Annotated in this window: 1 protein-coding gene; it reads right to left on the bottom strand. The window is 72.1% G+C overall.

Annotated features, from left to right (window positions below; translation table 11 throughout):
• Positions 1-157 precede the first annotated feature (157 nt).
• Positions 158-1,750 (bottom strand): D-alanyl-D-alanine carboxypeptidase/D-alanyl-D-alanine-endopeptidase, encoded by a 1,593-nt coding sequence (gene dacB, locus CF68_RS09045; protein ID WP_035817668.1) that lies wholly within the window; start codon positions 1,748-1,750, stop codon positions 158-160.
• Positions 1,751-1,918 lie beyond the last annotated feature (168 nt).

Here is a 1,918-nt window from a genome sequence, read left to right as displayed (position 1 = left end):
GCGGGGGGCCGGCCGGGAGGGCTGCCGCCGCAGGACGCGGCCGGCACCCTGGCATTATAGGGGCGGATCGGACGCTGGTAAGTGTCCGCTTAACAAAATGCGGCCGCGGCGTTGGCGCCAGGCCACGGCGCCGCGCCGCGGCCTGTCCGGCGCGGACTCAGGGTGCGCCGCGGTACACCCATTGCAGCAGGGCGTCGTGCGCTTCCTGCGCCTGCGCGGCGTTGGGGTGGTTGATCATGCTGACCACCACGTAGCGGCCGCCCTCGGCAGCATCCACATAGCCGGCCAGCGCGCGCACGTCGGCCAGCGTGCCGGTCTTCAGGTAGCCGTTGCCGGCCGCGTTGGCGCGCGTCAGGCGGTTGCGCAGCGTGCCGTCGACGCCCAGCACCGGCAGCGAATCGATCAGCACCGGCCCCACGTTGCTGGCCGCGGCCTGCTGCAGCAGGCGCGCCAGGTCATAGGCGCTGATGCGTTCCTCGCGCGACAGGCCCGAGCCGTTGTCCAGCACCAGGCCGGGCATGTCCAGCCCCTGGCGTGCCAGCCAGCGCTGCACCACGCGGATCGAGCGCCCGGTGCTGGCCGGGCCGCCGCGGTCTATTTCTGCGCCGATGGTCAGGAACAGCTGGCGCGCCATCACGTTGTTCGAGAACTTGTTGATGTCGCGCACGATGTCCGTCAGCGGCAGGCCGTAGTGGCGCGCCAGCAGCACCGCGCTGCGCGGCACCTTGCCGCTGCGCAGCCCGGGCAGATGGGCAAAGCGCCCGCCGGCGCGCTGCCACTCGGCGACGAAGCCGCCCCAGGTGAACTCCGCATGCGACAGCGTGGCGATATTGAGCACGTGCTCGCCGCAGTCGCTGGCATAGTCGCCCGAGAACGACGCCAGCACGGTGCCGTCCGCCTGCGGCACCACGCTCGGGCTGGCGCTGGACTGCCAGTCGCCGCAGCGGCCGTTGGTCAGCGTCAGCCGGTTGTCCAGCTTGAGCTGCGCCAGTTCGGGCGTGACGCTGACTGCCACGGTCTGGCTGGCCGGGTCCGGCGTCAGCGTGAACGACAGTGTCTTGAACGCATAGAGCAGCGCATCCGGGCCGACGTTGTAGGCGCGCTGCGCCTCGCCGTCGATGGTGCCGTTGCCGTCCAGGCCATCGGCAAAGTAGCTGCGGTCCAGCACCAGGTCGCCGTTGATGCCGGTGGCGCCCCCGGCGCGCGCCTTCGCCACCAGCTTGGCCATTTCTTCGGGCACCAGCTTGGGATCGCCGTGGCCGCGCAGGTAGACGTTGCCGTTGACGGTGCCGTCGAAGCCGGGCTGGGCGTCGGCGTAGAGCGAGGTCTGCCAGCGGTAGTCGGGCCCCAGCAGCTGCAGCCCGGCAAAGGTGGTGACCAGCTTCATGGTCGAGGCCGGGTTCATCGGCTGCTGCGCATTCCAGCTGGCGCGGGCGGTGCCGGCGCCCAGCCTGACCACGTAGAAGCTGGCGGCCGAGGCCGGCACGCCGGCGCGGCGCAGCGCCGCGGCCACCGGGGCCGGCACGCCGGCGCTCACCAGTGCGGGATCGGCAGCCGTTTTTGCGGAGGTGGCAGCTTTGGCTGCTTTGGCCGCCTTGGCGGGCGCTTTGGCTTGGGCCGGGGTGAGTGCGGGACCGCCGGCCAGTAGCACGGCGGCAAGGATGGGCGAGAGCAGTGGCGACAGGCGGCGCAGCAGGGCGCCGGGTCGCGATGCAGTAGGCGCGGCGATTGTTCTTGGCATGGCGGCCATGTTAACGCATGGCCGCGGGCCGGAGGATGACTGTCTTGCCGGCCGCCCTCAGCCGGCGCGCGGCGGCGCCAGCCGTGCCAGCAGCGACTTCAGCGTGGCCTGCTCGGCCCCGGTCAGCGCCGAGCCGACGTGCGCGTCGTGCGCCACCACTGCCTGCGTGGCGGCTTC

The sequence above is a fragment of the Cupriavidus sp. SK-4 genome (assembly GCF_000611125.1).
Taxonomy (GTDB): Bacteria; Pseudomonadota; Gammaproteobacteria; order Burkholderiales; family Burkholderiaceae; genus Cupriavidus; species Cupriavidus necator.
The sequence above is the reverse complement of the archived record's forward strand: the minus strand, read 5'-3'. Positions and strand labels throughout refer to the sequence as shown.

What these genes read in the sequence shown, in the direction of transcription:
- dacB (WP_035817668.1), bottom strand. Translation starts at nt 1,750, where the DNA reads ATGGCCGCCATGCCAAGAACAATCGCCGCGCCTACTGCATCGCGACCC.